Raw genomic sequence first — 26,985 nt, 5'->3', positions numbered from 1 at the left:
GATTAGGTGATGGTGAACAACATTCGGTGGTCGATGTCGTGATGAAATGGAGCGGGTCTTCAGAGGAAAATCAGCGCTGAACGTTGGCGGCGACAATTGCTGGATGGTTGCAGTTAATCTTGACTCGGTTAGCTTGATTTGCGGTAAAATAGGGGACAATTAATGACGGGAGGTGGCGCTATGACGCCAGCAGCTTTTAGTACCGGAAAGGTTCAAGTGAATAAGACGATTGCGGAGTTACGCCAGCTGGGTAAGCGGGCCCGGGGACAGGTTTCATTTGAACAGCTTGGCGTTTATCGCCCCGTTGACCGGGATAGCAACCTCCTGATGGATCGTATTCGTCAATTATTGTTACCAGAGCTTTTGCCGGAACGGACCCGCCGTATGGGGGCGTCGACCTTTGCTTTTTTTCGGGGAACGGCAGAATTAATGGAAGCTGACCTACGCCAGCAGTTGAACACGCCAATCACGACCTTTATTTGTGGGGATGCCCACATCGGTAATTTTGGGTTTTATGCGTCGCCAGAGCGCCGATTATTATTTGACCTGAACGATTTCGATGAAGCGGGTATCAATCCCTGGGAGTGGGACCTGAAGCGATTGTTGGTCAGCGTTCTTCTAGCGGGTGAGGCGAATGGTTTCAAGGAAAAGAAATTGCGGCAACTATTACCATTAGTGGCTGAGAGTTATCGTAAGAGTAACAAACAGATGTTTGAGCAAACAACGCTGGCCCGCTTTTACCCGTTGAATGATGTGGACCGGTTGGTGAAGGCCAGTGCGTTGGACAATGATAATTCTCAGCTGTTAACCACAATTATCAATCGGGCTAGTAAGCGGGACTCAGAACAAGTTGTTCGAAAATTTACGACGCTGGATGTTCGTGGAAACTTGTGTTTTCGTGAGAATGTACCACGAACCATGCACGTGGATGATGATGTGACTAGTCACATTGCGGCTTACTTTGCGGCTTATCGGCAGTCTTTACGGCCGGACGTGAATTTGTTGCTTTCGCAGTACCACATTACGGACATAGTTCGGCACAGCGTGGGGGTTGGCAGTTTCGGTTCCCGTTGCTATCTGGTACTACTGACGAGTATCGACGGTTCTCATCTGGTATTGCAGGTCAAAGAGGCGTTGCCAACTCGGCAGGTCGGTAGTCAGGCAGAAACCGAGATTACGGTGGCGCTTGAACAAACAGAAGGGCAACGAATTGTGGATTGCCAGAAAATTCTACAGTCGGCTTCAGATCCCTTCTTAGGCTACTTTGCTGGGCAGCGGCAGAGCTTTTACGTTCGGCAGTTTCGGGATATGAAGGAATCAATCGATTTGGCTCAGTTAGATTGGGACCAGTTCCAGAGCTATGCGAATACCTGCGCTTGGACGTTGGCAATTGCTCATTGTCAAAGCCCAACGGCCGCGGAGATTCGTGGATACATTGGGAGTGGTAAACACTTTGATGAGAGTTTAGCTGCTTTTTCCTGGGCTTACGCGGAACAGGTTAAGACGGATTACGCTGCCTTTATGGACTATAGATTGGCCTAAGCAGGTCGCCACAGAAATGTGGTCGTGGTACAATGAAAGCGGATACAAAAAAGATTTGGAGGGAGTGGGGCGCATGGTGGCGCAAGATCAGTTACAACGTCTGACCCAGATTTATACGGTCGTGACGCAGTGTTACAATCAACCCCTGGCAGACATGGCAGTTAATTTGCCGCAATGTCAATTGTTGGGATACGTTGGCAGTGAATAACTTTCAGTAGCCCAGGTCGCCCATAAGCTAGGTTTCTCGGCGACCCGGACGTCCAATTTGGTGGTTGATCTATGTAAGCGGGGCTATCTTAAGCAGCATGTTGCCTCAAATGATCGCCGTCGACGGTACTTGGCCTTAACAGTGCAGGGCCAACAGCAGCTGGCTGTAATTCAACAGCAATTACCAGATATTTTACATAAGACACTTCAGGAGCTATACGGGTCGGCTAACTAAGATTTGGCAGCCAGTTTACCTTACCGGCCGCTACAGATGGGCTGGAGTGGCCGTCGCTTGGTAATCCTGGATTTAAGTAAACAATTTATTTTTCAATTTTTAGGCAAGAAAAAAATCGGGAGTGACTATCAGCAAGTTGGCTGGTAGGCTACCGATTTTTTGTTGGCGATTTAAGTTGAGCAGATTCTTTCAGATGGGCAATGGCATCAGTAAGGAGACCGCCAATCACTACGATGGCGAGTCCACCAAAGCCCAGTCCTCCGAGACCGATAACAGCAGCGGTGATGCGGAGGTTAATCAATGCGGCCAATCCGGCAAGCGCAATGATCGCAATGAATAAGGGGGCAAGCATATCGATGAAAATTCGTGTGTTGGTCATTTAATTCACCACTTTCTGTAAAAAAACAATATGAAAGATATTATGTTGCAAACCTATTGGAAATGCAAGGATAATTTGCAATTTTAGGATTATTTATTTAATGGGTAATTTAAAAACAAAGTTAGGACTAGTTAAAAAATGCTTTACAATCGCCGGTGAGCCAGTATAATGATAAAATACCATTTAGAAAGAGGAGTTGAAAACATGACAGACAACGTTTCAACGAAGCCGACTAATCTTGGCGGTTACGCAAACGGCCCGTCATTAGAAGAAATTAACGGGACCGTGACGATTCCAAAGGAAAAGGGCTTCTTGAAGAATTTATTGGCCTTTTCTGGTCCTGGTGCATTAGTTGCCGTGGGGTACATGGATCCAGGAAACTGGGTAACGTCAATCGGTGGGGGGGCCAAGTATGGTTATCTACTGATGTCTGTAATCTTGATTTCGAGTTTAATCGCGATGTTGCTTCAGTACATGGCGGCTAAACTGGGCATTGTGACGCAGATGGATTTGGCTCAAGCAACTCGGGCACATACGGGTAAGCGGATTGGGGCCGTGTTGTGGGTCATGACGGAGTTGGCTATCATGGCAACTGATATCGCGGAAGTGATTGGGGGCGCGATTGCCCTGCAACTGCTGTTTGGGGTTCCCCTAATTATCGGAGTTTCCCTGACCGTTTTTGACGTATTACTACTATTACTATTAACTAAACTTGGGTTTCGTAAGATTGAGGCTATCGTACTGTGTTTGATCACCGTGATTTTGGTGGTCTTTGCTTATGAGGTCATCATTGCGCAGCCAAATATGGGAGCAGCGGTAGCCAACTTTATTCCCCGTCCCGAAATTGCCCACCCTGGTCAATTAACGATGGCGTTGGGAATCGTGGGCGCAACGGTAATGCCGCATAATCTCTACCTGCACTCTTCCATTTCACAGACGCGGAAGTTTAACCGGGAAGATCCTCAAGAAATGGCCCGTGCAGTCAAATTCACAACTTGGGATTCCAACATTCAATTAATCGGTGCGTTCGTGATCAACTGTCTCTTACTATTATTGGGAGCAGCTATGTTCTTCGGTAAGAGTACGGACCAATTGGGCACGTTTGGTAACCTGTATGCTGCTTTGCAAGACAATCATTTGGCAGGGGCCGTTGCATCACCAGTGTTATCAACGCTATTTGCAGTTGCCTTGCTGGCTTCGGGTCAAAATTCAACGATTACGGGAACCTTGACTGGGCAGGTCATCATGGAAGGCTTCGTAAATATGAAGATTCCACTTTGGGTGCGGCGATTGGTGACCCGGTTGATTTCCGTCGTTCCCGTTATCATTATTACTATCATATATGGTGGTAGTGAAGCGGCGTTGGATAATCTCTTGGTTAATTCGCAAGTCTTCTTATCAATTGCGTTGCCGTTCTCAATGATTCCGTTGACGATTTTTACGTCATCGAAGAAGATTATGGGAGAACAATGGGTTAATAAAAAATGGGTGACGATTCTAGCGTGGATCTGTACGATTGTGCTGACCATTTTGAATATTCAGATTGTCTGGACCACGCTGACCGATCTCTTTTAACCAACTGGTGTATTGACTTTTCGCCGGTGTCCCGGTATCATCGAGTTCATAAGCTAGGAAACAGTTCAGTAGTGAGGGCGGCTCCGGTCAAGAGATCTGACGGTGCTGGGAGTCAGAACGTCCGTCTTCATGAATTACGCTGCGGAGCGGCCGAGTAATCGGCGGGTCATTCCGTTAAAAATGACGAGCGGTTGTCAATTGACAACAACTTGGGTGGTAACGCGGATTTCAATTCGTCCCTGATGGCCTTGGGCCATTGGGGACTTTTTTGTTGAGACAAACACTGTAGGAGGAAAAAATATGTCGATTATTGATGAGTTAAAGTGGCGCGGCGCTATCAACCAACAGACTGATGAAGCTGGTTTAGGTGAGTTGGTCAATGAAAAGGCGGTTGGTTTGTACGCTGGTATCGACCCAACTGGGGATTCCATGCATATTGGTCATTTGATTCCATTCATGATTCTGAAACGATTCCAATTAGCTGGTCACCGACCATACATTGTGATTGGTGGGGCTACTGGTTCCATTGGTGATCCTTCAGGTAAAAAGGCAGAACGGGTTCTGCAAACGATGGATCAAGTGCGTCACAATCAAGAATGTTTGACGGGCCAAATGGAACACCTCTTTGGTCAAGATGGCTCCTTTAAGATTGTGAACAACTACGACTGGTTGTCTAAGGTTTCTCTGTTGGACTTCTTACGGGACTACGGGAAGCTGTTTAACGTGAACAACATGTTAAATAAGGAAGTTGTTGCTTCACGGTTGGAAGTTGGGATTTCTTATACGGAATTCACTTACCAGATCCTGCAGTCAATTGATTTCCTTCATTTATTTGAAGCAGAAGACGTTCAACTGCAAATTGGTGGTGCTGACCAGTGGGGGAACATTACGGCTGGGATTGACTTGATCCATAAGCAAAAGGGCGCAGATGCTAAGGCTTACGGGTTGACCATTCCGTTGTTGTTGAAGGCTGATGGGACCAAATTTGGGAAGTCTGAAGGCGGTAATGTTTGGCTTGATCCCGAGAAGACGTCTCCTTATGAATTCTACCAATTCTGGATCAATACGGATGATCGTGACGTCATCAAGTTCTTGAAGTACTTCACCTTCTTGGACCAAGACGAAATCAAGCGCTTGGAAGACGCCGTAGCAGCTCATCCTGAAAAGCGTGAAGCTCAGATTCGATTAGCTGAAGAAGTGGCTGAATTTGTGCACGGTAAAGACGCCGTGATTGAGGCGCAGCATATTACGAAGGCGTTGTTCTCCGGGGATGTTGCCGATTTAACGGCTAATGAAATTGAACAAGGTTTCAAGAAGATGCCTTCTGTGACAGTCAATGCCGACAAGAAGAATATCGTTGAATGGCTAGTTGATGATACCAAGATTGAATCTTCTCGTCGTCAAGCACGAGAAGATTTGACTAACGGTGCTATTCGCATCAATGGGACTAAGGTTACAGATACGGATGCAGATATTGATCCAGCTAGTGCCTTTGATGGTAAGTTTGTTATTGTTCGTCGTGGTAAGAAACGGTATTTCTTGGTACGTGTAGCAGGTTAGTTTAAACTCGAGAGAGCTGTAGAAATCCATTTGGGGTTTCTACAGCTCTTTTTGAGTGGGTTGCTGGGAAATGGCGGGACATAAATAACCCCGAACGTTCATCGAGAATGTTCGGGGTTATTGCTGGCTAAAATAAAGCCGAACGGTTATAATTAATGAATCAGGAAACACACGGCCGTCGGGTAACTATTTTAGTGGTTTTCATATGTAAAATATGCCTTTGAAAAAGCATTCATTTGTTTTCATATTTTAGTTGACGCGTCGGCCTCTGGTTGGTATAGTTATATACGTTGTCACGGCGATTCATCAGCTAGACCAATTCGAAAGATTGAAATTAGTTGTTGACAGCCGTGCCAATAAAGTGATATATTATTCTTGTTGTCTCATTGAGACAATGGTCAACGAGAAACGTTGTTAAATCAAACTTCCTGTTGACATCATATTGATTGAATGATATGATTATTAAGTTGTCTGCGAGAGCAGACGACTGGTAGACCTTTGAAAACTGAACATTGTTTCGACAAACCAAATATGTGTAGGGCGGTTTGATACTTGGTATCAAACCCAAACAATATTTGCGAAGTCAATTCGCTTTTAAAAATGTAACAACAATCGATGAGCTATTCAAGCACATCATCTATAAGATGAGAGTTTGATCCTGGCTCAGGACGAACGCTGGCGGCATGCCTAATACATGCAAGTCGAACGAGCTTCCGTTGATTGACGTGCTTGCACTGATTTCAACATTGAAGCGAGTGGCGAACTGGTGAGTAACACGTGGGAAATCTGCCCAGAAGCAGGGGATAACACTTGGAAACAGGTGCTAATACCGTATAACAACAAAAACCGCATGGTTTTTGTTTGAAAGATGGTTTCGGCTATCACTTCTGGATGATCCCGCGGCGTATTAGTTAGTTGGTGAGGTAAAGGCCCACCAAGACAATGATACGTAGCCGACCTGAGAGGGTAATCGGCCACATTGGGACTGAGACACGGCCCAAACTCCTACGGGAGGCAGCAGTAGGGAATCTTCCACAATGGACGAAAGTCTGATGGAGCAATGCCGCGTGAGTGAAGAAGGGTTTCGGCTCGTAAAACTCTGTTGTTAAAGAAGAACACTTCTGAGAGTAACTGTTCAGAAGTTGACGGTATTTAACCAGAAAGCCACGGCTAACTACGTGCCAGCAGCCGCGGTAATACGTAGGTGGCAAGCGTTGTCCGGATTTATTGGGCGTAAAGCGAGCGCAGGCGGTCTTTTAAGTCTGATGTGAAAGCCTTCGGCTTAACCGGAGAAGTGCATCGGAAACTGGGAGACTTGAGTGCAGAAGAGGACAGTGGAACTCCATGTGTAGCGGTGGAATGCGTAGATATATGGAAGAACACCAGTGGCGAAGGCGGCTGTCTAGTCTGTAACTGACGCTGAGGCTCGAAAGCATGGGTAGCAAACAGGATTAGATACCCTGGTAGTCCATGCCGTAAACGATGAGTGCTAGGTGTTGGAGGGTTTCCGCCCTTCAGTGCCGCAGCTAACGCATTAAGCACTCCGCCTGGGGAGTACGACCGCAAGGTTGAAACTCAAAGGAATTGACGGGGGCCCGCACAAGCGGTGGAGCATGTGGTTTAATTCGAAGCTACGCGAAGAACCTTACCAGGTCTTGACATACTATGCAAATCTTAGAGATAAGACGTTCCCTTCGGGGACATGGATACAGGTGGTGCATGGTTGTCGTCAGCTCGTGTCGTGAGATGTTGGGTTAAGTCCCGCAACGAGCGCAACCCTTATTATCAGTTGCCAGCATTAAGTTGGGCACTCTGGTGAGACTGCCGGTGACAAACCGGAGGAAGGTGGGGATGACGTCAAATCATCATGCCCCTTATGACCTGGGCTACACACGTGCTACAATGGACGGTACAACGAGTTGCGAAGTCGTGAGGCTAAGCTAATCTCTTAAAGCCGTTCTCAGTTCGGATTGTAGGCTGCAACTCGCCTACATGAAGTTGGAATCGCTAGTAATCGCGGATCAGCATGCCGCGGTGAATACGTTCCCGGGCCTTGTACACACCGCCCGTCACACCATGAGAGTTTGTAACACCCAAAGCCGGTGAGATAACCTTCGGGAGTCAGCCGTCTAAGGTGGGACAGATGATTAGGGTGAAGTCGTAACAAGGTAGCCGTAGGAGAACCTGCGGCTGGATCACCTCCTTTCTAAGGAATATACGGAGGCTACACATACTTTGGCGAAACAATGTTCAGTTTTGAGGGGCTTACCTCTCTAACTTGTTCTTTGAAAACTAGATATTATCAATTATTTTCTTATTAATTATTTTTATTAAAGATAATTAAACCGAGAACACCGCGTAATTTTGAGTTCTTTTAATTAGTTTATATCGCTAATACTCAATTAATCAGCGATTACGAAGTAATCGTTAGGTTAAGTTATGAAGGGCGCATGGTGGATGCCTTGGTACTAGGAGCCGATGAAGGACGGGACTAACACCGATATGCTTCGGGGAGCTGTACGTAAGCTTTGATCCGGAGATTTCCGAATGGGGAAACCCAGTAGTTTTAACCAACTATTACAACTTAGGGAATACATACTTAAGTTGAGGCAGACGTGGGGAACTGAAACATCTAAGTACCCACAGGAAGAGAAAGAAAAATCGATTCCCTAAGTAGCGGCGAGCGAACGGGGAACAGCCCAAACCAACGAGCTTGCTCGTTGGGGTTGTAGGACTGAACATTTGAGTTACCAAAGTCAATGATAATCGAAGTGTCTGGGAAGGCACGGCATAGAGGGTGATACCCCCGTAGATGAAATCGTTGACCCTCAGTTCAGGATCCTGAGTACGGCCACACACGTGAAACGTGGTCGGAATCCGGGAGGACCATCTCCCAAGGCTAAATACTCCCTAGTGACCGATAGTGAACCAGTACCGTGAGGGAAAGGTGAAAAGCACCGCGGAAGCGGAGTGAAATAGTTCCTGAAACCATGTGCCTACAATTAGTTAGAGCCCGTTAATGGGTGATAGCGTGCCTTTTGTAGAATGAACCGGCGAGTTACGTTAATTTGCAAGGTTAAGATGTAAAGATCGGAGCCGTAGCGAAAGCGAGTCTGAAATGGGCGTTGCAGTAAGTTGACGTAGACCCGAAACCAGGTGACCTATCCATGTCCAGGTTGAAGGTGCGGTAAAGCGCACTGGAGGACCGAACCCGTGTATGTTGAAAAATGCTGGGATGAGGTGTGGATAGCGGTGAAATTCCAAACGAACTTGGAGATAGCTGGTTCTCTCCGAAATAGCTTTAGGGTTAGCCTCGGAGTTAAGAATCGTGGAGGTAGAGCCACTGTTTGGACTAGGGGCCCGTCATGGGTTACTGAATTCAGATAAACTCCGAATGCCACTGATTTATATCCGGGAGTCAGACGATGAGTGATAAGATCCACCGTCGAAAGGGGAACAGCCCAGACCATCAATTAAGGTCCCTAAATACATGCTGAGTGGAAAAGGATGTGGAGTTGCACAGACAGCTAGGATGTTGGCTCAGAAGCAGCCACCATTTAAAGAGTGCGTAATAGCTCACTAGCCGAGTGATCCTGCGCCGAAAATTTACCGGGGCTAAGCATGTTACCGAAATTATGGATGCGACCAATAGGTCGCGTGATAGGAGAGCGTTCTAAGGGCAACGAAGCTAGACCGCAAGGACTAGTGGAGCGCTTAGAAGTGAGAATGCCGGTATGAGTAGCGAAAGATCAGTGAGAATCTGATCCACCGAATGACTAAGGTTTCCTGGGGAAGGCTCGTCCTCCCAGGGTTAGTCGGGACCTAAGCCGAGGCTGAGAAGCGTAGGCGATGGATAACAGGTTGATATTCCTGTACTAGTTAATCATGTTTGAACGATGGAGGGACGCAGTAGGCTACGGTATGCGCACGATTGGAAATGTGCGTTCAAGCGTCAAGTCTGGCGATGAGTTAAATGCTTATCGCTAAGGACAAGGCGTGACGAGGACCGAATTTTAGTAGGGAAGTGCCAGATGTCACACTGCCGAGAAAAGCTTCTAGTTAGTGATTAATTACCCGTACCGCAAACCGACACAGGTAGTCGAGGAGAGTATCCTAAGGTGAGCGAGTGAACTCTCGTTAAGGAACTCGGCAAAATGACCCCGTAACTTCGGGAGAAGGGGTGCTGCACGCAAGTGTAGCCGCAGTGAAAAGGCCCAGGCGACTGTTTATCAAAAACACAGGTTTCTGCAAAATCGTAAGATGACGTATAGGGGCTGACGCCTGCCCGGTGCTGGAAGGTTAAGTGGATGAGTTAGCTTCGGCGAAGCCCAGAAATGAAGCCCCAGTAAACGGCGGCCGTAACTATAACGGTCCTAAGGTAGCGAAATTCCTTGTCGGGTAAGTTCCGACCCGCACGAAAGGCGTAACGATCTGGGCACTGTCTCAACGAGAGACTCGGTGAAATTATATTACCTGTGAAGATGCAGGTTACCCGCGACAGGACGGAAAGACCCCATGGAGCTTTACTGTAGCTTGATATTGGGTGTTGACACAGCTTGTACAGGATAGGTCGGAGCCGTAGAACTCGGAACGCTAGTTTCGAGTGAGGCGCTGGTGGGATACGACCCTCGCTGTGTGAACACTCTAACCCGCACCACTAATCGTGGTGGGAGACAGTGTCAGGTAGGCAGTTTGACTGGGGCGGTCGCCTCCTAAAAAGTAACGGAGGCGCCCAAAGGTTCTCTCAGAATGGTTGGAAATCATTCGCTGAGTGTAAAGGCAGAAGAGAGCTTGACTGCGAGACAGACAGGTCGAGCAGGGACGAAAGTCGGGCTTAGTGATCCGGTGGTACCGTATGGAAGGGCCATCGCTCAACGGATAAAAGCTACCCTGGGGATAACAGGCTTATCTCCCCCAAGAGTCCACATCGACGGGGAGGTTTGGCACCTCGATGTCGGCTCATCGCATCCTGGGGCTGTAGTCGGTCCCAAGGGTTGGGCTGTTCGCCCATTAAAGCGGTACGCGAGCTGGGTTCAGAACGTCGTGAGACAGTTCGGTCCCTATCCGTCGCGGGCGTAGGAAATTTGAGAGGAGCTGTCCTTAGTACGAGAGGACCGGGATGGACATACCTCTGGTGTACCAGTTGTGCCGCCAGGCGCATCGCTGGGTAGCTATGTATGGATGAGATAAACGCTGAAAGCATCTAAGTGTGAAACTCGCCTCAAGATGAGATTTCCCATTCCTATATGGAAGTAAGACCCCTGAGAGATGATCAGGTAGATAGGCTGGAAGTAGCAGCGCCGTGAGGCGTGGAGCGGACCAGTACTAATCGGTCGAGGACTTAACCAAGTAGAGTTGGTGTTCTCAAAGGAAATAATTGAATAATATCTAGTTTTGAGAGAAGAAGTTCTTTCATAGTGTAGTGGCGATAGCCTGAAGGATACACCCGTTCCCATGCCGAACACGGAAGTTAAGCTTCAGCACGCTGATAGTAGTTGGGGGATCGCCCCCTGCGAGGATAGGACGTCGCTACGCAAAGAGTAAGGAATCCAGTGATGGATTCCTTTTTTTATTGCTATTGTGATAAATTTCGTCCATAATAGAGGATGTTATGCCGCTTTAGCTCAGTAGGTAGAGCGTTTCCATGGTAAGGAAGAGGTCGTTGGTTCAAATCCAATAAGCGGCTTAAATTAAATCGACAATGTCTCTAGGCTAATACCTTTTACAGCGCTGAAAGTAGATCCGTAAGTTTGGACTAATCCGTCCGTCTTATGGGTCTTTTTTTGTGACACACTAACTGGTCGTTCAAAGCTGGAAATAATTAGTGAACAGAAGCGGACATTTTTATGGCTTACAGCCGGTTAAAATTGTCAACGACAGTCGATAGTTGAAGACGTCGTAAAGAAATTCGCTGATATTTTGTATTGATAAATAAATTATTTAAGGTTAAAATCAAAGCGTACCTTAACTAATGTAAAGGGGTTGTTTCTCAATGAAAGCAAAACAAAAATTTATCATGTCTGCCGCCTTGTTAGTTGGTTTAACCGTCGGTGGTGTCACTGTTTCAACCAGTACAACTGCTTCTGCGTCCTCTGGTTTTCGAACTTGGCCTAAGGTTCATAAGGTTCCGAGTGCTTTGAAAGGCAACTGGTACGCGTATAATAAAAAGGCTAAAAAGTATCAACACGTTAAAATTTCAAAATCGACTTATCAATTTTCTGCTGACAAGGTCGGTAAATTAGAATACTATGGTTTTCCATACTTACATAAAGGATTCAAGCAGACCCAAGTCTTTAAGATCAAGGGCAACTACGAAAAAGCTTTCAGCATGTCTAAGATGAAGAATGGCTGGACATCATTTGTCACGGCAAGGTACGTGATTGCATCTGATTACAAGGTTAAAACCATGAAGTTCAATGGTAAGAAACAAAAAGTGCTCCTGCAATATACGAAGGTGCCATCTAGTAGCAAGACAGCGCTAGTATACAGTCATCATAAGACGCACGTTCGTAAGACCATCAAGGTTAAACCATCAAGTATCTATTAAGAATGAAATACTAAGCGTTTAGTTTTCGGTTAAGTCGACCGTCAACTAAATGCTTTTTGATTATCAATCAGGACTTAAAGTCTCATTGTCTCGCTATCATGACTAGCGGTATACTTAAGTTATTGACTTAATAGAACATATGCTGGATTCAAATTGGACGGTATCGACTCTGTTGAAGTGAGTGGTATGACGCCCTATATCAGGAAAGCAGGGGACAATTGATGAATCAGTTTCATGAGCTTATGACCATCATCGCGGTTCTTAGCGGTGGCGTGATTGGTTTAAGCAGTTTAACTTCAGCACAGGCCAGTACATACAGCGCCAAACGTAGTCGAAGTGTTAAGGTAGTTTGGCGTAAGTCGATGAAGCGACACGCCTTTCATGGCACTACCGGTTACTTGTATAGTCAGCATCTTGGCGATCGCTATCAAGCACTCAAGACTTTTCCTCACACGACCTGGTACACCACCAAGCATGAAAAATTACTCGTCAAGCAAACGCATAAGACGCGGATCTACTACCAAGTGACGAGTGCTAATGGCAAACACACGGGGTGGGTTTCACGCCGTTACTTGAAGCAGGGACCAGTTAAGCGTACCAAGCCAGCCAGATCCCAAGCCAACGCCAAGCAATCATTTAACGCAGCGACCGTTAACCAAGACTTTATCACCCAGTTAAATCGTGCTCGGACTGCTAAGGGACTCTCTGCTTTACAAGCGAATCAGCTGATTCAAACACAAGTCTCAAATGTCCGGGTTACGCAAATTACGACCAACTTCAGTCACTATGACCGGGCAGGCCACGTGATTCAGCAGGGGTTGTTTAAGAATGCCGGGTTAGAGCACGCTTCTCACGGTGAGGTGCTTGATATGAATGGCGTGGGGAAGACAAACGCCGCCACTGCTAAGAGCATTGCCTACGATTATCAACATGGCAATGACCAGGGGGCTCACTGGCAACTGTTGATGGAATCCCAGTTCATTTATTACGGGATTGCCACTAAGGTTACGTCAAACGGCACAGTCTACAACGTTATGAATGTGATGAGTCAACCATTTTAAATTTGAAAGGAATCTAATTATGAAAATATCATCTAAATGGACACTATTACTATTGCCCTTAGTGGGGTTAGCCTTTCCAGTCGGTGCAAATGCAGCGACAACGCAACAACCGGCCAAGCAGATGGTTGTCCACTATCAATCGACCACTGGTAAAAGATTGAAAGCGAACAAAACCTTTACTAGCACAGGTGCCAGTGTTAAGAGCTATGGAAGCCAATTTGGCCCGCAAGGAACTGGTGATCCTTGGAATACCAGCAAAGGGTATGTTACAAAAATTAAGGGATACGTGCCATTTTCCCTCAAAAAAACGTACAGCTATAGTAAGTTACCGGCTAAGGTTACTGTTAAATACGTTAAGGAATCTGTTCTGAATAAAAAAGTTGGGAAGAGTTATCTGAAACAATTTAATGCCTACCGGAAACACCAGGGGCTCAGTGCCTTGAAGCATCGGAAGAGCTTGTTGAAAAAGGTCAATGTCCGGGCGCATGAACTGTGGGTTCGTGACGATCACATTCGGCCGAACGGTCAATCCTACAATGCCAAGATGAGTGGTTACGCCGAAACGATGGCGGAACTTCCAGCGTACTACTTGCCAGCCGGTTACATGGCGGGCGGCCTAGGTGCCACGTTGGTATATAATGCGAAAGGCAATATTACTTACAAGGGAACGGCAAAGACCGCGGTCAATGAGTTAATGACCTGTGATAAATTACATCGGGATACTGAGTTGAATACGTGGGCCCACTACAGTGAAGTTGGCTTTAGCTTTGCTGCTGACGGATCTGGCATGATGGCTCAACTCTTTCAGTATTAGAAAAGAGTCGATCATATGAAAAAAATATTAATGGTGGGGATGGCCCTGCTAACAACCTGGTTGGGTGTTGCTACTGCACAGGCTGCAACGACTTCACAGATCTTGTCACAGAAAAAAGTCACGCCGTTCGGCAAGGTTACTGGTAATTCCAAGGGAAAACTGGTGGCGTTTGAAAACGATGGCACTGGCCTTACCTTGACGACCACGCACCAGTTGAAAAGTTTTCCCAAAATGGCTTGGATCATCCGTAAGTCGGCTCTCATTCAAAAGGCGAACGGCAAGCATTACCGGTATTACTATGTGACCAGCACCAATGCTAAGTCCAAGAAAACGTATTCCGGTTGGGTTTGGCGTGGTGACTTGAAGACACCAACAAAGGTGAATTTAGGTGCACCCTACGTGAGTCAGCGAGCAGTTAAAGCCTGGATGGGGTGTGAATCTGCTAGCTTACTGGAAGGTCTTCACTATAAGGGTGTTTTGAAATCAACCGGTTTAGTAGCCTTCATGAAAAAATTACCCCGTAGCAAGACCAATAATCCGAACACTGGTTTCGCTGGCAGTCCTTACAAGGTCACCCCCGGCGTCTTTCAGTCGATTTTCCCTAAGCCACTGGCTAAGTGGGGGAATCGTTATCACAAAGTTAAGAACGTTAGCGGTGCCAACTTGAGCAAGCTGCGATCGCAATTACGCCTGCATAATCCGGTGGTGGTGTATGTGACGTTACACTTTGCCAAGGCCCAGTATGGACATTATTTCTGGGGCACGGGTATCAATAACAGTCACGTCATGCTGCTAGACGGGTATAAGAAGGGTGCGTACCACGTAGCTGATCCGAACCAGGGAAAGTACTGGGTCAGTGCGAAGAAATTTGCACGAAGCTATCAATACAAGCATTTTGCCGTGGCAATTCAGTAGAGGAGGATTTACTGTGAGAAAATGGACAAAGTTAGTTATTAGCGTTGCAGTTGCTTTAGGAATATTTAGCGTAAATTCGGTTGCTAGTGCCAGTTTGGTGACAGCTAAGTCAGCGCGAGCCTACAATTCACGGGTAGTGAAGAGTAAGGGGTGGCGGCTTTGGCGTAGTCCAGCCACTACGAAAGTGCTTAGAAAGACGGGAAGCTTGAGTGGTAAGTTGGTTCAGCTAGACCGCGTGGCGAAGACGAAGAAAGCAACGTATTTCCGGATTAGTCGGCGGGGACATAACTACGGTTGGCTCAACGCTCAGGCCCTGAAGACGACCACGACTTACCGTTTGCCATATACGTATAACAGTCAACTTTATCCGCTGTATGCGCCTAACGCTTGCGAAGCGGCCAGTCTTAAGATGGCCCTATCTGTTAAAGGAGTAGCGACCAAGACCAGTCTGAAGACGGTGATTAATCGGATGCCCAAGGCCAAGACACCTAATAAAGGGTTTACTGGGAATCCTTACACAGAGAGTCGTCCTGGTGAAACGCGGACAATCTATCCAGCACCACTGACTGCCTACGCCCAGACCTATGACAAACGGGCAGCTAACATTTCTGGGGCCGCTAAGACCCAACTGATCCGTGAGGTTAAACGGGGAAATGCGATTGTTTTTTCTGGTGGTTGGCATATGGAAAAGTCACGACCATATCACGTTTTAGCCTTAGTTGGCTATAAGCACGGCAAGTTTTTAGTGGCAGATCCATACATGCAAAAGGGATGGCCCAACAAGGTATTTTGGACGAGTACCAATAACTTTATGAAAGTCTATCACAGCCGGCATTCACGAGCAGTTGTGATTCGTTGATTGTGTAGAATGGAATCATGGCCAGAAGGCTATGGTTCCATTTTTGATTGTGATTAGTTATTCTTATTTTCTTCTCGTTGTGAACCTGATAACATGTTGTTTACTGAGAAACAGACTAAGGTCAATTGAGAAGGAGAAAACACATGTCACAAAATTTAAGAACGAGTTTATGGCTCACAGCAGCGGCCGCATTGGTTGGTACGGGAATGATGGCTACTGATGACCAGCGTAAGGCCCGTGCGGCGACGGTGACAATTTCCGAACAGTCACTTCAGACGAAAGCGACTCCTGCTGAAGGGGCTAGTCAAGCTGGCCTTAGTCAAACGGGGAATTCTGCTGAGACAGGGCAGACACAGGTAGAAACACCAGCACCAGTGACGCCATCACCTAATGGTGGTAACGAGACGACTGATGTGAATTCTACAGGAAGCGCCACGACGACTGACACGACCGAAGGAACGTCGAATGGCGCAGATACTGGTCAGACTGGGACACCAGACGTGAGTGTCAATAACAGTGAGACAAGTGATTATAATGCTGGTAATGATGGGAATAATAGTGATGCGACGAATGAAAATCTGGATAGTACTGAGGTAACCACGTCGAGTGATGGCAGTAACGGTGATGGCAGTAACGGTGATGACACGACGACGGATGTAACGGGCACTGGGGAAGAGACTGGGGACAGCACAGATAATCCCGGTGGCCCAGCCCAAGGGACAGAGGTTGATACCAACGACCAAGACACCAACGGCGAATCGGCGGACGGTAGTGAAGATAGTACTGATGATACTAGTGCAACTCCTGATACAGACGTCGATGCGGGCGCAGATACTGATGAAGATAATGATACGAGTGGAAATCCCAACGGGGGGGATACCTCAGATTCTGACGCAGACGGCTCACTTGAACCAGGAGATAATCTGACCTCAGGTAATGAGACGGGGACTGGGAGTGGGTCAGACACTAGCGATAATGTTGATGGGAATGCCGGGGATGAAGACGTTAGTCAGGGAAATGTGTCTGACGCAGACTCGGATATTGAAGGAAATGGCTCGGAGACTGATGATAATTCAGGTCAAGACAATGATTCAGCAGGGGATTCGCAGTCGGGCAGCGATTCAGATTCCGACAGTAACTCTGACTCAGAAAGTGACGCTAAGCCTGGTAATGGGTTAGATTCCGACAATGACTCAGAGTCGGATAGTGATTCAGGCTCTGACAGTGACTCTGACAGTGACTCTGACAGTGACTCTGACAGTGACTCTGACAGTGATTCGGACTCCGATAGTGACTCAGACTCCGATAGTGACTCAGACTCCGATAGTGACTCAGACTCCGATAGTGACTCAGACTCCGATAGTGACTCAGACTCCGATAGTGACTCAGACTCCGATAGTGACTCAGACTCCGATAGTGACTCAGACTCTGATAGCGATTCAGCCTCCGATAGCGATTCGGACTCCGACAGTGACTCGGATTCGGATAGTGACTCAGACTCCGACAGTGACTCGGACTCCGACAGTGACTTGGACTCCGACAGTGACTCGGACTCCGACAGTGACTCGGATTCTGACAGTGATTCAGACTCAGACAGTGATTCAGACTCCGATAGTGACTCGGATTCCGACAGTGATTCAGATTCAGATAGTGACTCAGATTCCGACAGTGACTCGGACTCGGATGGTGACTCGGACTCAGACAGTGATTCAGACTCCGATAGTGACTCGGACTCCGATAGCGATTCGGACTCCGATAGCGATTCGGACTCCGACAGTGACTCGGATTCAGATAGTGATTCAGACTCAGACAGTGATTCAGCCTCCGATAGCGATTCAGATTCTGACAGCGATTCAGACTCGGATAGTGACTCGGATTCAGATAGTGATTCAGACTCCGACAGTGACTCAGCCTCCGATAGCGATTCGGACTCAGACAGTGATTCAGACTCCGACAGTGACTCGGATTCCGACAATGATTCAGATTCAGATAGTGACTCAGATTCTGACAGTGACTCGGACTCGGATAGTGACTCAGACTCGGATAGCGATTCAGACTCAGATAGTGACTCGGACTCGGATAGTGACTCTGACAGCGATTCAGACTCCGACAGTGATTCGGACTCGGATAGTGACTCAGATTCCGACAGTGACTCAGATTCTGACAGCGATTCAGACTCCGACAGTGACTCAGACTCCGACAGTGATTCGGATTCCGACAGCGATTCAGACTCGGATAGCGATTCGGACTCCGACAGTGACTCAGATTCCGGCAGCGATTCAGCCTCAGATAGTGATTCGGATTCGGATAGCGATTCGGACTCCGACAGTGATTCAGATTCCGATAGCAATTCAGGTTCCGACCTGGATTCTGACTCTGAGAACGATACCGGCAGTGGCTCAGACACTGGTAATAATGGTGGTTCAGACAGTGGTTCAGGCAGTGGGACTGACACCGGTTCTGGCAATCATGAAAATGATGAAGGACAAACTGGTGATAATGGGGTTATTGACCCGGTAGATGACAGCAGTAACGTCAATGGTAATGAGGGAGATACTGCCGGCATTGGGGATCAGGCACCTGACGGCTCTAATTCTCAAACTAGTTCAACTGGGAGTGAAACCGATGACAATCAGATTCTTGAGGGGTCCTTTGATGACGTTGGTGGCGCGGCTGACGTGATTACGGATGTTTCAACGAATCCGCTAGCTTTGGTAGCTGGACCTGGTGATGGCCAATTGGGCCGTCCTACGCAGGTTGATGGTCAGCTGCCGCAAACAAATGAAGCTGGTAGTAAACTCAGCTGGTTAGGCGCTTTACTGGGAATCATGACATTGGGTCTTAGCCGGATTTTTCGCCGCAAGCAAGCCTAGATGGAAATTTTAATCCTATAAAAATAATATAAGAGAATGCCTATGTTGCATGTCACCTTTGATGTGTAGCATAGGCATTCTTTATATTAGTTAGTCGCAAATGTATGAAATTACAGTATTGGTTGCGGCCCAATACGATAGGCGTCAGTACTGATGGTCCAAAATAAATTGCTGACTAGATTGAGAAAACGTTCTCAGGTGAATAAATAAACACGCTCAATCCTTGATGTATCAGGATTTTAAATCGACGATATCTAAAGCTTCACAAAGTTGAAATCACTAGTAGCGGAAAACGATTTCATTTTTGACAGAGATAAAGGTTTTGTATTTTCTTTAGGTTGGGCAACTGTTAGCATGTGGTTATCGGCGTGAGATCAAGGAGCAAGTGGAAAGGGGAGTTTCATAATCGAGAACGCTGTGGGCAACAGTTTAGTAAGTTTAGGTCCAACCAACGGGGGCCAATAGTCATTAACTGAAGTAGTGGTGTTAAAGAAATTAATGATTAGTTTTAAGCGAATAGCAGGGCCTAATCGGTGGAGTAGAAGTGTATTTCGAGTTATGGGATTATGCAATTATTAACGAATAAACGAGGGGAACCCTGCTATGGACGGGGACAATTAACGGGGAGTGATAGTTATTATGCAAGGAAAGTACTACCAATTTACTAGCATTTGGCCAATTATGATGACAATGATATTGGGGATGGTTCTTCTAAGTAACATCGTGACTGCTGATGCGGCGGTAATTCAACCGGAACAAGAATCAGTCGATTTTGTGGTACAGAAGGGATCAGCATCCGTTCGAACAACGCCAATTGATGAGGATTTTGATCAACCGCAAGAACTGCATCACACCGATGATGTAAGTCGTCGAACGAATAAAAGTGGTATACAGCCGTTATTAAAGCTTAGCTGGTTTGGCGTCCTCTTGGCCCTTTTTGTAGTCAGCGGGTGGCAAATCAATCGGGAACGACGGCAGCAGAAAATACGCTTAGCTGAGCAAACAGCACAGCTCCAATCACGAACGTAATATGTTTTTGGCCAAGTTATGGGGTAATGATTAGGTCAATTATGAAAGGGAAATCATAGTTAGATTACTATGATTCCTTTTTTGATTGTGAAGGTGGATTTCAATTTTATTCAGGCATTGAACCTGCTATGCTAGGGCATATCTTATCTGTTCAAAAAAGCACAATCCGCGGGGGAGAGAGACATGTCATTGTATTTTAAGAAGTGGGCCTGGATTACGACACTGATGATTTTACTAGGCACATCCGGTCCTGATGCTGTTGCAAATGGGTCTGAAGTGAGTATGGGGGAGGCCACTGCAACGGCCGTGATTCCGACAGAAGTAGCCAATGTTTCGCCACAATTGTTGGCTGCAGACAATTCGGACTGTTCAGCGGAGGTGACTGTTCATCATCGAGGTGTGAATGGGGCGATCCTAGCAGCTGACGAGGCGTTGGTGGGCAAGGTGGCAACAGGGTACAAAGTACAGCCGGCCACTATTGCAGGGTACCGACTCGACCGGATGATTGGAGCCGCAACTGGTGAGTTCACGACTTTTCCGCAAGAAATTACGTACATTTATCGACTAGAAACGAAGTCCCAGGTGACAGTTCGACATTTAGATCAACGGGGAAATCGAGTCACAGCAGATCAGCTAGTGACGGGGAAACGGGGCCACCATTATGTGACGGCGCCAGTTAGAATGGCTGGGTACGTGATTGCCACGCTGCCTAAGAATCAGCGGGGAAAGTTTTTAGTTAACCAACAGACTGTGACCTACCGGTATTGTCCTGTAGCACAACAGACACGCAAGGTTCAGCGGCGGGTAGTAGCCACCCAGAAAGTTGCAGGGGCATCATCCCCGGTTGTCGACGATAAGTTTACTGGATATGCTGGAGGTGAAGGCCCTCAGCCAGTTAAATCAGTGACTACGCCTACGCCACCGCGGACGGTAAAAGTCGTTGCTACCAAGCACATGGTAACGCCTCAGCCAAAGCAGAAAAAAACACACGCCGTTATTTGGTTAAGTGTGACTTTAGTAGGAGCAATTATTTTGAGTTGGTTACTCGGGCGAAAGAAAAAATAAACGCTTAAAAAGAAGAGCGTCAGGCAAGCGGCGGTCAGTCACTGGGCATTAATGGCGATAGGCGAACAATTCCGGCCTTGAAACGTTGGTCTATCAGAGTTAAGCGGAGTTGACGGTCTATTGTCGCACGCTGCGACTATAGACGCCTGGCGCACTAAAAGGAGCTGAGACTTTTGTCCCAACTCCTTCGTTAGTAACATCATTGGATTTGTTGAATTTATCAAGCGGCAATCTTAAAGGTGCTCTCCCAATTACTGAGCGTGCTCCAAAAGGTGGGACCATGCTCGTTGCATTTCCACGGTGTACGGGTTGAATCCAACCTGATGGAGGTGGCGTTGGGCCGCATCTTGGTCAAAAAAGGCCACACGTTGTAGCTCCTCGTGTTGAAGGGCTAGGTGGGTGACAGACTCGGTCGTTTGAAACGCAAACCATGCTTCGATCCAGCGGGTGTGGGGCACAATCAAAAAGTTGTCAGCTGCTGTGACGGGGATGATCAGACCAAGTTCCTCAGCTATTTCACGGTTCATGGCTGCTTCGATACTTTCGCCTGCCACGGCTGACCCACCGACAGAGCAGTCCCAGTAACCGGGAAAGTGAATCTTGTTGGATGAGCGCTGCTGAAGTAACACTTGGCCGTGCTCATTAAAAATAAATGCATCGACTACCAGATGGTATTCCCCGGACTGGAGAGCTTCTCGCCGCTGACGGCGACCGGTGATTTGCAAGTCGCGGTTATAGATATCCCAATATTCATTCAGGCGGTCTGCTGCCATGATAATTGCCTCCTAACCTAACTTAAGATTCATCGTAACGGGTAATTTCAAACTGGTGATTTTCATATTTAGCCATATAGATGTCCCGAACGTTAGTTACGCCGAGTTCTTTTAACTGAGTCAGCAGCCAAGCCTCGTCGTGATTCATAAGTTCGAGTACGTCTTGGTCAATCTGACCGTCCACAATAATTGGATAGCGAATGGAACCGTCACCCTGGCGCAGAACGGTTAAGTTCCCGTTTTGTTCAACGATGGCCCGCTTCACGTCGTTAATTCGGTAGACCCCGGCTGTTCGGAGTTTGAAGTCGATTTCCTTGGCGGAGAGGTTGGCTTTTAGACAGTTGTGGACGAGTAATTGACCGTTACGAATGACAGTGATGGGGCCACCATCAATGAATTTGCCGATAGTTCGGATGTGAATCTTTAGGTAGCGGGTTACTAGGATCAACAGGGACCAGATTAACAGCACAATGATAAATTGTAGTAAGGTGACTGCGGAATTATAAATAACGCCACCAACGATTCCCCCCAAAACATAGTTCTGAACTTGGTCAATGGCGGACGTTGGTGCCAGATTTCCCTTACCGGAAAAATTGATGAGCAATGTCATAAAAATAAAACCGACAACTAATTTGATAAAAACGTCTGAATAAACGAACATGGGCTACTCCTTTACCAGTGTGATTTTCGGGTTTTCTAGCGTGATTTTTTCCAAGACAAAAGCAGATCCGTCTGAGTTGTAGTTGAGGCGGTAGTATCCCTGCGGTGCCTTGACCAGAAAGTTACTCCCGGTGGAGGTCGTGTTAATACTCAATTGGGTTGGTCGTACCTTGAGCTGCTTGGCAACTTGTTGCACCGTGGCTGTGACCTCGCCCGTTTGTTTGGTGGCGGACTGTAGGGAAACCAGACTATTGATCTGAAATCCTAGTACGAGTAGAAGAAGTGTCCCCGTGATAATGGTTAGGTCTTTGTATTTCACGTTCCAACGATTCCGAAGGTAGTGAATGAAAAAACCAATGAAGATGACGAGTAACGCAATTAGTAGGGCGATACGGGCATACTGCCAAGTGTTGTGATGGGTTGTTAGATAGCCATAAGTATAAAATGTCATCGTGTTCCCCCTAAAATAATTTCTACTATATAGTTTATCACGATAATTTTTAGAAAGGGCGAATAGGGAATCTTAGTTTTGCGTCAAGACCAAAATACTGGTGAATAAAGGGGAGCGTGCTAGAATCAGAGTTAAGGGTTCAGGAAGGGAAGGTTCAAGCAGATGCAAGAATTTGATATCGTTGTGATTGGTGGCGGTCCTGGTGGTCTAGCTGCAGCCTACGGGTTACATGCCCGGGGGATGAACGTGGCAGTTGTGGAAAAGGATCTGTGGGGCGGCACTTGTCCTAATCGCGGGTGTGATCCCAAGAAAATTCTAATGGCTGCTGTGGAGGCACAGGGCCATAGTGAGGCTTTGCGGGGCCACGGATTAAGCGGGGTTCCACAGCTGGACTGGCCGGCTTTGATGGCTGCTAAGCGAGCGTATACGGAGAAGATTCCGGCTGGCACGCACAGCGGCTTGCAAGCGGCCGGTATGACCACTTTTCACGGGGAAGCCAGCTTCAATGATGATGGTACCTTGACTGTTGGTGATGATCAGTTGAATGCCGCCAATTGGATTATTGCGACTGGTCAGGAACCCCGGTTGCCACAGATTGACGGTCAGGAATGGTTGCGAACCAGTAACGAGTTCTTGGATTTAGACAACTTACCCGAGGACATTACGTTGATGGGTGCCGGGTACGTGGGGGTTGAGTTGGCGGCTATTGCTAACGCGGCTGGCGCGCAGGTTCACTTGATCCATCACAGTGATCGTCCGTTACGTGCCTTTGATGATGACCTTGTCGGTGACTTGTTGGACCGTTTAAAGGCTAATGGCATCGATGTACAACTTAACACGGAAATCACCCAGGTGACCCCGGCTGATGATCAGTATCGTGTGATCACAGCTGATGGTCGGAGTTGGACAACCGGAATGGTTTTTGCGACGGCTGGACGAGTGCCAGTTACTGCTGGTCTCCATTTAGACAGGGTGGACGTTGCCACGACGACGCATGGCATTAAAGTTGACGGTACGTTGCGAACCACGAATCCTCACATCTTTGCGTTAGGGGATGTTGTTGATCGGCCGCAACCTAAGTTAACTCCCGTTGCGGGTTACGAAGGTCGCTATTTGACGGAGACGTTGACGACTTGTGATGCGCCGGCCATCAAGTATCCGGTCATCCCATCGGTCGTGTATGGTAAAACGCAGCTGGCTCAACTGGGGGTCACTACGGCACAGGCAGCGGCCGAACCAGAAACGTATCGGGTAAGTGACCTGGATTTGACGCACTGGTACAGTTACCAGCGGATTCAGGACCTGCATGCTCGAATCAAGGTTGTGATTGATAAATCGACTGCCCACATTGTTGGGGCAGCTGTGCTGAGTAGCGAGGCCGAACAGGTGATTAATTACCTGGACTTCGTGATCCAGAATCATATGGGACCAGCGGATATCAGTCAAACGATTACGGCCTACCCGACTCTGGCGTCTGATCTGACGTACTTTAGCTAGTAGCTGGCCTGCTTGAAACTTAAAACTTAGAGATACTAGAGCCAAGGCAGTTGCCGTGGCTCTTTTTTGGCTGGCAAGATTAGCTTAGCGGGCATAATTAAATAAATATCGAGTAGTGACGAATTTTGAAAATTAAGCGACTTTTTAGGATGCTTTCCTTTGCGTATGGGCCCCAGATTGTAGGCTGAGGCAAGAGAAAAAATTAATGGTTTAATATCAACTGGTGACTTATTAGAACGGTCTATTGGCATCTCCACCAAAGTCCTGTATAGTGGCGAAAACGGGAGTGAAGGGGAGAAATTAATGGGGGTAGTTTGGCAGCGACTCAACAAACGAACGTTAATTTTGGCATTTAGTGTGTCTTTGATTTTAGCGATGAGCCAACTTTATCCAACCTTACGACTCATCGACGGCCAGTCTAATTATTTTGACTCGGCATATACCAAGTGGCTAGGTGTGGACACTTTTCAATCAGTTAGTCAGGCTTATTACTTCGTCCTACCACTACTAGCGGCACTGCCTGTGGGCACCGTGCTAAACCAGGATCGCATGAATGGCTTTTTAACGCAGTTACGAATGAAGGTTCCGACAACCGTTTTGTTTCGAGGCTATTTTGGTTGGTCGTTCATACTAGGCGGTTTGGTTACGGCCTTGCCATTGCTGGTTAACCTCTGGGGCCATCTGTTGGTACTTCCCAGCTATCGGCCGGACAATCTCTTACATAGCAACATCTTGGCAATCAGTTTTAATACCCTGAGTGTAAGCATGTATTATTCCCAGCCCCTCTTACACGCTGGTTTGGCTATTGGGCGGACATTTGTCTGGGGTGGACTCTTTTCTCTGTTTGTCACGGGGACGGGGTTATACACGCGTCAGCGTTTTATGGGTATCGGGACGGTTGTTCTGACACAATTGGGGTTATTTTTAGTGCAGCCGTTGGGAGTGGTGCCTCATAGTTTAGCGCCAGCTGATTTTCTCCGTGAGACGGCCAATGCCAATGTCAGCTGGCCGACAACAGCGGGGGTGACAATCGTATTTAGTGGCATCACCTTGTATTTAGTAGCTCGGGGGTGGCAACAACTTGTTCACGCGTAGATTATGGCGGCAACAGTGTAGCCAACTGACCCGTTACCGATGGCTTTTGTCTATGGGGCTATTTGCGACGGTTATTTCTGGATTACGAGGATGGCATTGGACCCAGTCAACTCACTTAGCCCCGTTAGCGTTGTATAAAGCTTTATTTGAGATTGGCGGATTTAGCTGGGGTTACTTGCCCATCGGGTTAATTGTCGGACTCAGCGTGATTTCACCGCGGTTAAATGACTATGGTGTAACCGGGTCCCGGCTAATTTGGATTCGGCAGCTTGGTGTACAAAGTCTTTTACTACAGGGAACGTTGTGGCTAATGTGGAGCGGAATTATAGTGGCACGATTCTCTGAACTGGCGGGGTGGCCGCCTAGTTGGATTGTGTTATGGGGCTGTGTCCAAGTTGGAATCAATCAGGGCTTTTTTGTTAGCGTGGCGCTGGCAGTTTATGTCGCGACCCAACAGAAGTTGATTGCCATTATGGGTACTTGGCTGGGTGAAATGCTGCTCGAGGATGTATTGGCCAAGCCGCAGTCACCGTTCTTACGCTTTCAGTCACCGTCAACTCCCGAGATGGATTGGGTCGCAACGGGCCTGTTGATTGGTGGTATGGGGTTACTGTGGGGCCTGATGGTGATGATCGTCAATCGCCGAGACTTATGATGAGATAGGGGAATATAGCAATGACGTTGATTCAGTTGAGCATGATTTCTAAGACAATTCGGCGGCAACCTGTGTTACGGGATGTTTCTTTTACTGTGGAGCAGCAAAGCATTACTACTTTAGAGGGGATTAATGGTTCAGGAAAAACGTTGGTTTTGAAGGCCATGTTGGGGTTGGTTAAGACCCGGGGACGTGTGACAGTGAACGATATCCCCCTTCGGACTGGCCAGCGTTATCCGGTTCAAGCAGGCATCTTGATTGAAGCACCGGGCTTCATCGAAGAATTTTCGGCGTATAAAAATTTGAAATTGCTGGCGAATCTGATGCCCGGGGTCACCAACCAAGACATTGTGCAGTTACTCCATCAGTTTCAGTTACCCCGAGATAATGGGGCAAAGGTTAAGCACTTCTCGCTAGGGATGAAGCAGAAATTGGGAATTGCCCAGGCAACTTTAGGCCAAAGTGAGTTGATTGTGTTGGATGAACCTACCAATGCGCTTGATACCGAAAGTGTTGTAGCCCTGATTACCTACCTGCAATCGTTGAAGGCGGCTGGCAGCACATTGGTGGTAGCTTCTCACGACCACGAGTTTGTGTCTGCCATCTCGGATAAGCGGATTTTAGTGGAGGCGGGAACAGCTTATGAAGTTTAAAACGTTGTTGATTATCTTCGCCCTATTATTTTTGAGTATTGGGAGTGCTTGGCAGTATCGGCATGTCAATCAGAAAGCAAAGCAACCGCTGGTGGTGGAAAAGATTTTCCATCAAGGCAACTGGGTGGTAGATTCAAACGTCCGCTTCAAGGTCACTCAGGTCGAACACCAATCGGCAACCGCCGAGAAGCGGGTCAAAGTTCACCTGCAGATTCAACAATTGGGAGTGTATCACTATGGCTTGAAGGCGGGAAATGCTAATCTGGCTGAGAACATGTGGCTAAATATCCCCTATGCAATCAGTAATCAGTCACGGGGATTAACGCACCCTTCAGGCCAGTTATTTACCGAACAGGAGCTTCATAGTCCGGGAATGAAGTCGGGATTTCTTGAATTTACAGTGCCTGATGAGAGTTATCAGGCACGGCTACAGGAGGCACGCTTTAGCTTCCTTTTGCCGCAGCCATCGGGCCAGTTCTTCAAATATTCACTGTTACTCCATTTGACTTAAAGCTATTTAGATTAAGCGTCGTCACTAAG

21 protein-coding genes, 1 tRNA gene, 3 rRNA genes, 1 pseudogene and 1 other annotated feature are annotated in these 26,985 nt (G+C 47.4%); of the genes and pseudogenes, 22 read left to right on the top strand and 4 right to left on the bottom strand.

The window, feature by feature from the left end:
• The first annotated feature begins 180 nt into the window (after positions 1 to 180).
• The 3 genes from AB3Y94_RS05970 to AB3Y94_RS05960 all read left to right on the top strand — a co-directional run bounded on the left by AB3Y94_RS05970 (position 181) and on the right by AB3Y94_RS05960 (position 1,984).
• Positions 181 to 1,542, top strand: coding sequence for a DUF2252 domain-containing protein (locus AB3Y94_RS05970; RefSeq protein WP_367295425.1), 1,362 nt, complete (start codon positions 181 to 183; stop codon positions 1,540 to 1,542).
• Positions 1,543 to 1,615: 73 nt separating this feature from the next.
• Positions 1,616 to 1,750 carry a hypothetical protein gene (locus tag AB3Y94_RS05965; protein ID WP_367295424.1) on the top strand — a complete coding sequence of 45 codons (135 nt, stop codon included), beginning with the start codon at positions 1,616 to 1,618 and terminating at the stop codon, positions 1,748 to 1,750.
• Positions 1,751 to 1,810: 60 nt separating this feature from the next.
• Entirely contained in the window at positions 1,811 to 1,984 is a 174-nt protein-coding gene (locus tag AB3Y94_RS05960; RefSeq protein WP_367295423.1) for a hypothetical protein, read from the top strand.
• Between the two features lie 148 nt (positions 1,985 to 2,132).
• Here the strand turns inward: AB3Y94_RS05960 and AB3Y94_RS05955 are convergent, their stop codons facing one another.
• Positions 2,133 to 2,363 (bottom strand): hypothetical protein, encoded by a 231-nt coding sequence (locus AB3Y94_RS05955; protein ID WP_367295422.1) that lies wholly within the window; start codon positions 2,361 to 2,363, stop codon positions 2,133 to 2,135.
• Between the two features lie 204 nt (positions 2,364 to 2,567).
• Between AB3Y94_RS05955 and AB3Y94_RS05950 the strand changes: the two genes are divergently transcribed.
• The 14 genes and pseudogenes from AB3Y94_RS05950 (at position 2,568) to AB3Y94_RS05885 (ending at position 20,661) form a co-directional block, all read left to right on the top strand.
• Positions 2,568 to 3,938: an Nramp family divalent metal transporter gene (locus AB3Y94_RS05950; protein WP_367295421.1), complete on the top strand. Its 1,371-nt coding sequence runs from the start codon at positions 2,568 to 2,570 to the stop codon at positions 3,936 to 3,938.
• Positions 3,939 to 3,984: 46 nt separating this feature from the next.
• Positions 3,985 to 4,182 (top strand) — a binding site (T-box leader).
• Between the two features lie 56 nt (positions 4,183 to 4,238).
• On the top strand, positions 4,239 to 5,498 hold the full coding sequence (gene tyrS, locus AB3Y94_RS05945; protein WP_367295420.1) for a tyrosine--tRNA ligase: 1,260 nt from the start codon (positions 4,239 to 4,241) through the stop codon (positions 5,496 to 5,498).
• A 640-nt stretch (positions 5,499 to 6,138) separates the two neighbouring features.
• Positions 6,139 to 7,704 (top strand): 16S ribosomal RNA (locus AB3Y94_RS05940).
• A 224-nt stretch (positions 7,705 to 7,928) separates the two neighbouring features.
• A 23S ribosomal RNA gene (locus AB3Y94_RS05935) occupies positions 7,929 to 10,847 on the top strand.
• Between the two features lie 69 nt (positions 10,848 to 10,916).
• A 5S ribosomal RNA gene (gene rrf, locus AB3Y94_RS05930) occupies positions 10,917 to 11,033 on the top strand.
• Together the 16S, 23S and 5S rRNA genes with 1 tRNA gene alongside form the textbook arrangement of a ribosomal RNA operon.
• 78 nt (positions 11,034 to 11,111) lie before the next feature.
• Positions 11,112 to 11,184: transfer RNA gene (locus AB3Y94_RS05925), tRNA-Thr, on the top strand.
• A gap of 306 nt (positions 11,185 to 11,490) precedes the next feature.
• Positions 11,491 to 12,045: a hypothetical protein gene (locus AB3Y94_RS05920; RefSeq protein WP_367295419.1), complete on the top strand. Its 555-nt coding sequence runs from the start codon at positions 11,491 to 11,493 to the stop codon at positions 12,043 to 12,045.
• A gap of 221 nt (positions 12,046 to 12,266) precedes the next feature.
• The gene (locus AB3Y94_RS05915; RefSeq protein ID WP_367295418.1) at positions 12,267 to 13,106 is read left to right on the top strand and encodes a hypothetical protein; all 840 of its coding nucleotides are present in this window, start codon (positions 12,267 to 12,269) and stop codon (positions 13,104 to 13,106) included.
• Positions 13,107 to 13,125: 19 nt separating this feature from the next.
• A complete protein-coding gene (locus tag AB3Y94_RS05910) occupies positions 13,126 to 13,920 on the top strand; it encodes a hypothetical protein (protein ID WP_367295417.1) in 795 nt (264 codons plus the stop codon).
• 15 nt (positions 13,921 to 13,935) lie between these two features.
• The gene (locus AB3Y94_RS05905) at positions 13,936 to 14,835 is read left to right on the top strand and encodes a C39 family peptidase (RefSeq protein WP_367295416.1); all 900 of its coding nucleotides are present in this window, start codon (positions 13,936 to 13,938) and stop codon (positions 14,833 to 14,835) included.
• Between the two features lie 13 nt (positions 14,836 to 14,848).
• On the top strand, positions 14,849 to 15,694 hold the full coding sequence (locus AB3Y94_RS05900) for a C39 family peptidase (protein ID WP_367295415.1): 846 nt from the start codon (positions 14,849 to 14,851) through the stop codon (positions 15,692 to 15,694).
• Between the two features lie 734 nt (positions 15,695 to 16,428).
• Positions 16,429 to 18,567 (top strand): annotated as a pseudogene (locus tag AB3Y94_RS05895) (hypothetical protein); the annotation flags it as partial.
• Between the two features lie 681 nt (positions 18,568 to 19,248).
• Positions 19,249 to 19,596 carry a hypothetical protein gene (locus AB3Y94_RS05890; RefSeq protein WP_367295414.1) on the top strand — a complete coding sequence of 116 codons (348 nt, stop codon included), beginning with the start codon at positions 19,249 to 19,251 and terminating at the stop codon, positions 19,594 to 19,596.
• A 183-nt stretch (positions 19,597 to 19,779) separates the two neighbouring features.
• Entirely contained in the window at positions 19,780 to 20,661 is an 882-nt protein-coding gene (locus AB3Y94_RS05885; RefSeq protein WP_367295413.1) for a MucBP domain-containing protein, read from the top strand.
• A 251-nt stretch (positions 20,662 to 20,912) separates the two neighbouring features.
• Here AB3Y94_RS05885 and AB3Y94_RS05880 read toward each other — a convergent pair whose 3' ends face one another.
• Genes AB3Y94_RS05880 through AB3Y94_RS05870 form a run of 3 tightly spaced genes read right to left on the bottom strand, consistent with a single transcriptional unit; the run spans position 20,913 to position 22,545 of the window.
• Positions 20,913 to 21,434, bottom strand: coding sequence for an NUDIX domain-containing protein (locus AB3Y94_RS05880; RefSeq protein WP_367295412.1), 522 nt, complete (start codon positions 21,432 to 21,434; stop codon positions 20,913 to 20,915).
• A gap of 22 nt (positions 21,435 to 21,456) precedes the next feature.
• Positions 21,457 to 22,095: a DUF421 domain-containing protein gene (locus AB3Y94_RS05875; RefSeq protein WP_367295411.1), complete on the bottom strand. Its 639-nt coding sequence runs from the start codon at positions 22,093 to 22,095 to the stop codon at positions 21,457 to 21,459.
• A 3-nt stretch (positions 22,096 to 22,098) separates the two neighbouring features.
• Positions 22,099 to 22,545 (bottom strand): DUF3290 domain-containing protein, encoded by a 447-nt coding sequence (locus AB3Y94_RS05870; RefSeq protein WP_367295410.1) that lies wholly within the window; start codon positions 22,543 to 22,545, stop codon positions 22,099 to 22,101.
• Between the two features lie 162 nt (positions 22,546 to 22,707).
• On the opposite strand from AB3Y94_RS05870, the gene AB3Y94_RS05865 reads away from it, so the two are divergent.
• The 5 genes from AB3Y94_RS05865 (at position 22,708) to AB3Y94_RS05845 (ending at position 26,956) form a co-directional block, all read left to right on the top strand.
• Complete coding sequence (locus AB3Y94_RS05865) at positions 22,708 to 24,042, top strand: NAD(P)/FAD-dependent oxidoreductase (protein ID WP_367295409.1); 1,335 nt, start codon at positions 22,708 to 22,710, stop codon at positions 24,040 to 24,042.
• A gap of 303 nt (positions 24,043 to 24,345) precedes the next feature.
• A complete protein-coding gene (locus AB3Y94_RS05860) occupies positions 24,346 to 25,137 on the top strand; it encodes a hypothetical protein (protein WP_367295408.1) in 792 nt (263 codons plus the stop codon).
• Positions 25,124 to 25,792 carry a hypothetical protein gene (locus AB3Y94_RS05855; RefSeq protein WP_367295407.1) on the top strand — a complete coding sequence of 223 codons (669 nt, stop codon included), beginning with the start codon at positions 25,124 to 25,126 and terminating at the stop codon, positions 25,790 to 25,792. The genes AB3Y94_RS05860 and AB3Y94_RS05855 overlap by 14 nt, the downstream gene beginning before the upstream one ends.
• A 20-nt stretch (positions 25,793 to 25,812) precedes the next feature.
• Positions 25,813 to 26,445, top strand: a complete 633-nt coding sequence (locus tag AB3Y94_RS05850) for an ATP-binding cassette domain-containing protein (RefSeq protein ID WP_367295406.1) — start codon at positions 25,813 to 25,815, stop codon at positions 26,443 to 26,445.
• The gene (locus AB3Y94_RS05845; RefSeq protein WP_367295405.1) at positions 26,435 to 26,956 is read left to right on the top strand and encodes a hypothetical protein; all 522 of its coding nucleotides are present in this window, start codon (positions 26,435 to 26,437) and stop codon (positions 26,954 to 26,956) included. Before AB3Y94_RS05850 ends, AB3Y94_RS05845 begins: the two co-directional genes overlap by 11 nt.
• Positions 26,957 to 26,985: the final 29 nt, after the last annotated feature.

This window comes from Levilactobacillus yonginensis, assembly GCF_964065165.1.
Lineage (GTDB): Bacteria > Bacillota > Bacilli > Lactobacillales > Lactobacillaceae > Levilactobacillus > Levilactobacillus yonginensis_A.
This window is presented reverse-complemented; position numbering and strand designations above follow the sequence as displayed.

Excerpts from the sequence above, each read along its gene's own strand:
- AB3Y94_RS05970 (WP_367295425.1), top strand. The coding sequence starts at position 181 with ATGACGCCAGCAGCTTTTAGTACCGGAAAGGTTCAAGTGAATAAGACG.
- AB3Y94_RS05965 (WP_367295424.1), top strand. The coding sequence starts at position 1,616 with ATGGTGGCGCAAGATCAGTTACAACGTCTGACCCAGATTTATACGGTC.
- AB3Y94_RS05955 (WP_367295422.1), bottom strand. The coding sequence starts at position 2,363 with ATGACCAACACACGAATTTTCATCGATATGCTTGCCCCCTTATTCATT.
- AB3Y94_RS05950 (WP_367295421.1), top strand. The coding sequence starts at position 2,568 with ATGACAGACAACGTTTCAACGAAGCCGACTAATCTTGGCGGTTACGCA.
- tyrS (WP_367295420.1), top strand. The coding sequence starts at position 4,239 with ATGTCGATTATTGATGAGTTAAAGTGGCGCGGCGCTATCAACCAACAG.
- AB3Y94_RS05920 (WP_367295419.1), top strand. The coding sequence starts at position 11,491 with ATGAAAGCAAAACAAAAATTTATCATGTCTGCCGCCTTGTTAGTTGGT.
- AB3Y94_RS05915 (WP_367295418.1), top strand. The coding sequence starts at position 12,267 with ATGAATCAGTTTCATGAGCTTATGACCATCATCGCGGTTCTTAGCGGT.
- AB3Y94_RS05910 (WP_367295417.1), top strand. The coding sequence starts at position 13,126 with ATGAAAATATCATCTAAATGGACACTATTACTATTGCCCTTAGTGGGG.
- AB3Y94_RS05905 (WP_367295416.1), top strand. The coding sequence starts at position 13,936 with ATGAAAAAAATATTAATGGTGGGGATGGCCCTGCTAACAACCTGGTTG.
- AB3Y94_RS05890 (WP_367295414.1), top strand. The coding sequence starts at position 19,249 with ATGATGACAATGATATTGGGGATGGTTCTTCTAAGTAACATCGTGACT.
- AB3Y94_RS05885 (WP_367295413.1), top strand. The coding sequence starts at position 19,780 with ATGTCATTGTATTTTAAGAAGTGGGCCTGGATTACGACACTGATGATT.
- AB3Y94_RS05880 (WP_367295412.1), bottom strand. The coding sequence starts at position 21,434 with ATGGCAGCAGACCGCCTGAATGAATATTGGGATATCTATAACCGCGAC.
- AB3Y94_RS05875 (WP_367295411.1), bottom strand. The coding sequence starts at position 22,095 with ATGTTCGTTTATTCAGACGTTTTTATCAAATTAGTTGTCGGTTTTATT.
- AB3Y94_RS05870 (WP_367295410.1), bottom strand. The coding sequence starts at position 22,545 with ATGACATTTTATACTTATGGCTATCTAACAACCCATCACAACACTTGG.
- AB3Y94_RS05865 (WP_367295409.1), top strand. The coding sequence starts at position 22,708 with ATGCAAGAATTTGATATCGTTGTGATTGGTGGCGGTCCTGGTGGTCTA.
- AB3Y94_RS05860 (WP_367295408.1), top strand. The coding sequence starts at position 24,346 with ATGGGGGTAGTTTGGCAGCGACTCAACAAACGAACGTTAATTTTGGCA.
- AB3Y94_RS05850 (WP_367295406.1), top strand. The coding sequence starts at position 25,813 with ATGACGTTGATTCAGTTGAGCATGATTTCTAAGACAATTCGGCGGCAA.
- AB3Y94_RS05845 (WP_367295405.1), top strand. The coding sequence starts at position 26,435 with ATGAAGTTTAAAACGTTGTTGATTATCTTCGCCCTATTATTTTTGAGT.